The organism is Acinetobacter sp. SwsAc2 (assembly GCF_013391465.1).
Taxonomy (GTDB): domain Bacteria; phylum Pseudomonadota; class Gammaproteobacteria; order Pseudomonadales; family Moraxellaceae; genus Acinetobacter; species Acinetobacter johnsonii.
On the sequence record NZ_JACBEZ010000039.1, the window covers coordinates 23757 to 30173 of the forward strand.

At 42.7% G+C, this 6417-nt stretch carries 5 protein-coding genes and 1 pseudogene; 1 reads left to right on the forward strand and 5 read right to left on the reverse strand.

The genetic code is table 11. The features are described from left to right. Positions 1 to 3: 3 nt before the first annotated feature. Positions 4 to 705 carry an LrgB family protein gene (locus HYI04_RS14460; RefSeq protein WP_010326618.1) on the forward strand — a complete coding sequence of 234 codons (702 nt, stop codon included), beginning with the start codon at positions 4 to 6 and terminating at the stop codon, positions 703 to 705. 19 nt (positions 706 to 724) lie between these two features. Here HYI04_RS14460 and HYI04_RS14465 read toward each other — a convergent pair whose 3' ends face one another. The 5 genes and pseudogenes from HYI04_RS14465 to HYI04_RS14485 form a co-directional block, all read right to left on the reverse strand. Then, the gene (locus tag HYI04_RS14465) at positions 725 to 1951 is read right to left on the reverse strand and encodes an MFS transporter (protein ID WP_010326617.1); all 1227 of its coding nucleotides are present in this window, start codon (positions 1949 to 1951) and stop codon (positions 725 to 727) included. 75 nt (positions 1952 to 2026) lie between these two features. Continuing rightward, on the reverse strand, positions 2027 to 4291 hold the full coding sequence (locus tag HYI04_RS14470; protein WP_178896322.1) for a TonB-dependent receptor: 2265 nt from the start codon (positions 4289 to 4291) through the stop codon (positions 2027 to 2029). Between the two features lie 15 nt (positions 4292 to 4306). Further along, a complete protein-coding gene (locus HYI04_RS14475) occupies positions 4307 to 5566 on the reverse strand; it encodes an MFS transporter (RefSeq protein WP_010326615.1) in 1260 nt (419 codons plus the stop codon). Then, positions 5554 to 5934 carry a hypothetical protein gene (locus HYI04_RS14480; RefSeq protein ID WP_010326614.1) on the reverse strand — a complete coding sequence of 127 codons (381 nt, stop codon included), beginning with the start codon at positions 5932 to 5934 and terminating at the stop codon, positions 5554 to 5556. Before HYI04_RS14480 ends, HYI04_RS14475 begins: the two co-directional genes overlap by 13 nt. Beyond that, positions 5931 to 6293, reverse strand: a pseudogene (locus HYI04_RS14485) (GNAT family N-acetyltransferase); the annotation flags it as partial. The pseudogene HYI04_RS14485 and the gene HYI04_RS14480, both read right to left, overlap by 4 nt. Between the last annotated feature and the right edge of the window lie 124 nt (positions 6294 to 6417).

Sequence of the window (6417 nt, forward strand, 5' to 3'; positions counted from 1 at the left end):
ATCATGCATATTCATTTCGTTGCCTTGATCTGTTTTATCGGAACGGTACTGGCCTATCTTTGGGGTAAAAAGTTTTATCAGAAACACCCGTATGTATTGCTCTCACCAGCGATTTTTATTCCCTGTCTGATTATTTTGTGTCTAGTGTTTTTCAACATTCAGTATGACAACTATATGTACTACAGCAAATGGTTAGTCTGGATGTTAGGCCCTGCAACGGTCGCGTTTGCCATTCCGATTTATGAATATCGCAAAGTCATTCAACAGCATGCTTTTTCAATTGCTTTAGGCATAATCGTGGGTATGTTGGTTGGTGTAGTCAGCTCTTTTTACTTGGCACGTTTATTCCATTTCGATGCTGCAACCAGTTATAGTTTGATGAGCCGCTCTATCTCTACCCCTTTTGCCATGGAGGTCACTCAAGCCGTCGGAGGCTCAGTCGAGCTGGTGATTTTATTCACTGTGATTACGGGGATCGTTGGTGGACTCTTGGCCAACACCGTATTACTTGTTCTAAAATTGGATTCTAAATTTGCTCAAGGTGCGTCATTAGGTAGTGCCGCACATGGTTTTGGTACCAGTACTGCGTTCAGACGTCATAAAGAAGAAGGTGTCGCGGCCTGTCTCAGTATGGTTTTGGCAGGTATTTTCATGGTGCTGTTTGGCCCAAGTTTAATTCACGCTGTCGTTTATCTTCTTGGTTAAACACCATCAATAAAGGATCTCATGCCACACTACTGAGATCCTTGTTGGCTTGTATGTGTTTAAAGCTAAAGTACAGCATCAGCCCCGTCATCAACGCCAATAGAAAATAATAGGGTAAATGTTGATTCCATTGATATAAGCCTGTACTTAGTAAAGGTGCAAAAACGAAACTCAGTGCTTGCGTAGCTGTGCATAAACTGGCAATTTTAGTTTGTAGCGTGGCTGGTGCGGTTTGGGCTGCCCCTGTGGTAAAAGCTGGAATTAAACAGGCCACGGCGATGCCGTAAAAAACATAAGCCGCTTGGAAAGTCCAAATCTGACCAGCACTCAGTGAAAGTAATAAACCTAAAACCATCGTCACAAGACCGATCCAAAGTAATTGTTTAATTGACCATTTAAACCATTTTGAAATCGCCAGTTGCATCAAAACGAGCGCTATCCCCACAATCAATGAACACTGAGAAAAATACACTGCACTCTGATACGTGTCGAAATGGAATCGATCTTGGATATAAAAACCAGCAGTTAAATTCAGGGTGACAATCGCGACATATAAGCTAAAACCCAGCAATAACCAAATCCCTAACTTTGACCATTGCAGCTTTTCTGTAGACACGTCTTGTAATTTAGCTGTGGTTTCGTCCCATTCTTGTGTCTGTGATGCTTGCTTTCCTTGAAAGCCTAGTACAATCCAAGCAGCCATACTCGTTAGAATAGCCACTGCGCCCCATAACGGTGTCAACATGCTCCATGTCAGCAATAATGTCGTCGCTAAAGGACCTATCACCACGCCTAAACTGTTCAGCGCGCCAAACTTCGCCATATTCTGGCTACGTTCCTGTTCACTGTGAAAAGCCGTCATGACATAACTTTGCAGCGCAATTTGTGGCATCGCCATAAAAAAGCCAGTACTGGCACGGGTCAATATCAATAAACTAAACAAAGCAGCAAATGAAATGGCATAACTCAGCCCATAACTGAGTACCGCCGCAAATAAGCCCCAAGTGATCGCCATACCGATAAAACCGATACTTAACAATTGATAAATGCTGATTTTTTGAGTTTGTTTAGAAATATAAATAGCTGAGATGGCCATCACCAAAGCACCAGCCGAAACCAACGCTCCACCTTGCAGTTCCGTCAAGCCCAGTTGCCGAATAAACGGCGCAAGTAAAGGTAAAATCATCGAAAAACAAGCGCCATTGGCAAGGCTGCCTGCAATAAAGATTTTGTTATTGCTATTCATTTTATTATTTAAACCATTTCTTAAGGCGAGATTACAAAGCAAAGAGGTAGCTGAAAGCTACCTCTGGTTGTGCAATTAGTATTTTAATGTGTAGCTCAAACCATAGGTTCGACCTTGAGCAGGTAAGCTTGAAATAGCACCATAAACTGACTCCACCGCTTGACTATAGACTGATTTGTAGTCCGTATTCCAAACGTTATATACACCAAATCCGACCGTACCTGGGCCTGCTTTGGCATTGGCTATGACGTCCATTGTTGCGAAACCTTTGATTTCAGCAGGAACCGTTGAACCGTACTTTACAGCATCTTTTTTGGCTTTATCAGTACCACCGATAGCAAGTGCTTGAACACGCAGGCTCATATCGTTGTTAAACTGCCACTCAGAAAATGCTGTACCTTTCAGTGGTGCAACACGGATTGCATCTAGCTCTTGCCACTTTCCTGCGGTATTTTTAAATTGTCCGCGGGTATAAGCCATGGTTCCACCCACTGTCCAATTTGGCTGTAGTCGATATGACAGATTTCCTTCAACACCATAAACGCGCTCATCGGTATCTAGGACTTCAATCGTGTAGTTGGGACGGCCAAATTTTAAACTTTTATCTGAGTCATTATAGAAAGTGGTGACACTCGCATTTAAACCGTTTGCAGCTTGTACACGCCATCCCAGCTCATAGTTATTGACTTTAATTGGATCAATAGTTTGACTATTCACAGTAAAACTTGCGGGTACATCACGAAGCATACGTTGAATATCAGGTAAATTGGATCCTTGAGAAAAGTTTGCAAACATTTGTTGAGCATCTGTTAAGTGATAAACCGCGCCCAAATTAAATAATGTCGCATCATGCTTTACCTTACCGCCATTTAAAGTTTTGGCTTGGTAGCCTGGCTGCAAGTCCGCTGTAATTGCCTCCATATACGGCGTCGATTCCTCTACTTGGCTTTCTACACGCTCATAACGTACCCCTGCTTTTAAACCTAAACGATCCGTTACATCAAAGTCCGTTTGCACAAAAGTACCCAACTTTTCTGTTTCTACATCAGGTCCAAAAGCATAATAATTAAAAGGTTTATAATTTAGACCGTTGCTGGCAACAAATACAGCACTATCATACATTTGAATATTTTGTTCATCTTGTTCATTTTCATAATCAATGCCGTAGCTGAGTCCCAAATTGCGACCATTTAAATCAAACTGTTTCTGCAAAGCAACACGCGCACCGTACACATCAATATCTGTTTCCGATTGATAAACGAGGTATAAACCGCCACCCATTGCTTGAGCTGAAGGAAACCAACGCGCCTGTTCGTTACGATAATACGCTTCGGCATTTAAGGTATGACCCAATACATTTTGATTTTCATATCGTGTATTAAATGCATAGCGTTCAGTTTGAGGTTGAGTCTCAAGTTGCATGCCTTTAACTGCAGCAAGGCTGGCTGTATAGGTCGGGTCTCGTTTTACATAAGCTAAATCTGGACCATAGTCAGGTCCATACTCACTGTCTTGTTCATCATTAAAATATTGTGCACCAAAACTTAAACTTTGTTCATCTGAAATATTCCACGTCAAACGACCATTGAGGTCCAATGTGTCCGTATCTTGACGGTCAGTCTGCGCAACCTCAGGTCCTATGCGGTTGCCATGGCTATCCTGAATTTCACCGCGTGTGGTATAACTTGCACCGAAGGCTCCTTGCAATGCCCCTTGATTAAATAAGACACTTTGTGATGCTTCATAAGCCATAGCATCAGCTTTAAAGTTATTACCCGCCGTCACCCCAACTTTAGTTTCAAAGCTAATTGGGTCTTGACCACCACGTTTAGTAATAATATTAATAATCCCGCCTGTTGCTCCAGAGCCATAAATACTGGTCGCCCCTGAAACCACCTCAATACGTTCAATCATAGACGGTTGAATGCTATTTAATTGGCGTGAACCATCGCGATAACCCGTTTGTGGCACACCATCAATCATGTATTGCACCACACGACCGCGCATGGTCATGCCATAGTTTGATGTTGTTCCACTACTCGGTGTAAGGGATGGAACCAGTGTTCCCAAAATATCGGCAATGCTCTTGCCAGCATTGGCCTGTTTCTCAATTTCAGCTTGATCGATGCTATAAACAGTGCCTGCAATGTCCGCAATACTCTTTGCAGAGCGGGTTGCTGTCATCACAATCGGTGCAAGTTGTGTGGTTTCTTTTTGTTGGGCTTCAACACCGCTTGTCTGACTTGCTGAATTTGTTAGAACGTTATCTTGAGCATATAACTGTGTACATACAGCCAGTGTTAAACAAGTCAACTGCATAGGTAACATAAAACGGTTCATTTCTTTTTCCTTTTATTAAACTTCTTGATTCAACAGTTTTTGTTGAGTTTTTTGATGACGTGTAATGATGTATTGGCTCAGTAGTACACTGACTACAGACGCAACCGCCAACACCACATAAAAATTGCCATAGCCAAGTGCTTTGGCTAAAAAGCCCGATGCGGCTCCCCCGATGAAATAAACCAGTAGCTCAAAGCACACTAAAATGGTGAAATCAGTGCCTGCCTGTTCTTTGGAACTGCTTTGCATGAAATAGGCATATAACGAAGTCATCGCGACATAACGAATCGCAAGCATGACAATGACAAATCCCCCCAAGAGCAGATGCCACTGGTTTAACCAACCCAAAATAATGGCTGCGCCAATCGCCCCATACAATGCTGTTCGGCACCACCCCGCCCAAATGAGCAACTGTGTAGCCTGAATTTTTTTCAATAAAAATGCGGCACTCACAGCCGCCAACAAACCAACACCTGCTCCAATCACAGACATCAGCACCCCAATTTGGGCAAGCGTCCATTTCTGGTCAATCAGCATTGGATTGAGCATCGCCATTGCAGGTGCTTCAACCACGCGATAACACAGGATCAGTGCCAAGGCAGATAGAATCTCTGGTCGTTTAAAAGCACGGATTAAGCTTGGGGCTTGTTTAGCGATATTCGTCTGTTCGTTTGCATTTTCTTGAATATAAAAAACAGCAAACATCGTTAAAGCGGTCATGAGTGCTAAACACACCAATGCGCTTTCCCAACCGTAATATTGATATAGCCATAATGTCGCTGCACCACCCAACATACTCCCCAAAGCGACCCCTATACTCTGAGCCATACTGCCTAGACGATATTCAGACGCTGAAAAGGTTTCTACGGTATAACCATCTATGGCAATGTCTTGGGTCGCCGCAAAGCTTGAAATCCACAAGCCAATCACAACAAACACCGCGAGGCCATAAGAGAACTGGGTAAATGCCAAGGCCAATACCCCAAGTACCAGTGCTACTTGTGTAAAGAGCAACCATGTTTTTCTTTTACCTAACTTTTTGATATAGAGTCGGTCAATGAGTGGTGCCCATAAAAACTTAAACGCCCATGGAATATAAAGCAGCGACAGCATTCCAATCCAACGTAAATCTACTCCCTGATGTCGCAAAATAGCGGGCAATGCCACATTGTAAAAATACAAAGGCAAGGCATGTGCCAGATATAAAACAATGACAACGGCTAAGCTCAAAGCTGAGATTTGGCGTGTTGCTCTTTGTGTATTTAGGTTGTGCATATCCACCTCTGCACTGCCCATTGCAGTGCATCAGAATGATCAAGTGTGACGTAGTAAGGCACCCGCCATGCAGCATGCAGTGAAGGTGTATTCAGTCGTTGTTGATCGGTTGGGTCTTGTGCAATTCGAACCAAACCCAAGCAGTATTGAAAAAAAAGTTGTTTGTATTTTTTGTACCAAACAGCTTGCAGTTGACGGTATTCTTCAGGAAATTCCGTCCCGACTTCGGTTTGCATGACCAAAACAAAGTTCTGTTTTTTTAAGAAAAAACGTTCGACTTGACTGAGCCATTGTTCAAATTCGGCGACAGTGACATGCGCTGAAAAGCGCATATCCATGATTTGTATATGTTCTGAGCTATAGCTCATGTAAGTTCCTCAGTCCTATTGAGTGGGTTATGGTTTTGCATAAATGCATTTGAATCAGTTAAATACCCTCCAAATTTTTCATAGAATTTTTGTTTAAAGCAGTAATACAACATGGCCGTTTTTTCAGGCATCGGGATTAAGCGCTGCGCCTCATAGCACATTTCTTCGACCACTGCTGCATAGGGTTTAACCGTATGGTCAGGCTCCCCGACAATTTTGTCGGAAGGTGCATTTTCAAAAATATAAAAACCTAATAGCCTCATTACTGGACGCAAATAGCCTTTACCAAAAGCCGACTTTTCACCAAACAGTAAGTGCCACCCGAGGTCTAAATCATCACCATCGTAATAACGTCCTAGGGTCTGTTGAGAATTACCGAGAGTTAATTAAACTCGCGCACAATTGAATCATGGCTTCAAAACTCGTATCTGTTTTACAACTACGCATCGCTATACGTTTAAATTCTTTTAACTTACAGAAATA

Excerpts from the sequence above, each read along its gene's own strand:
- HYI04_RS14460 (WP_010326618.1), top strand. The coding sequence starts at position 4 with ATGCATATTCATTTCGTTGCCTTGATCTGTTTTATCGGAACGGTACTG.
- HYI04_RS14465 (WP_010326617.1), bottom strand. The coding sequence starts at position 1,951 with ATGAATAGCAATAACAAAATCTTTATTGCAGGCAGCCTTGCCAATGGC.
- HYI04_RS14470 (WP_178896322.1), bottom strand. The coding sequence starts at position 4,291 with ATGAACCGTTTTATGTTACCTATGCAGTTGACTTGTTTAACACTGGCT.
- HYI04_RS14475 (WP_010326615.1), bottom strand. The coding sequence starts at position 5,566 with ATGCACAACCTAAATACACAAAGAGCAACACGCCAAATCTCAGCTTTG.
- HYI04_RS14480 (WP_010326614.1), bottom strand. The coding sequence starts at position 5,934 with ATGAGCTATAGCTCAGAACATATACAAATCATGGATATGCGCTTTTCA.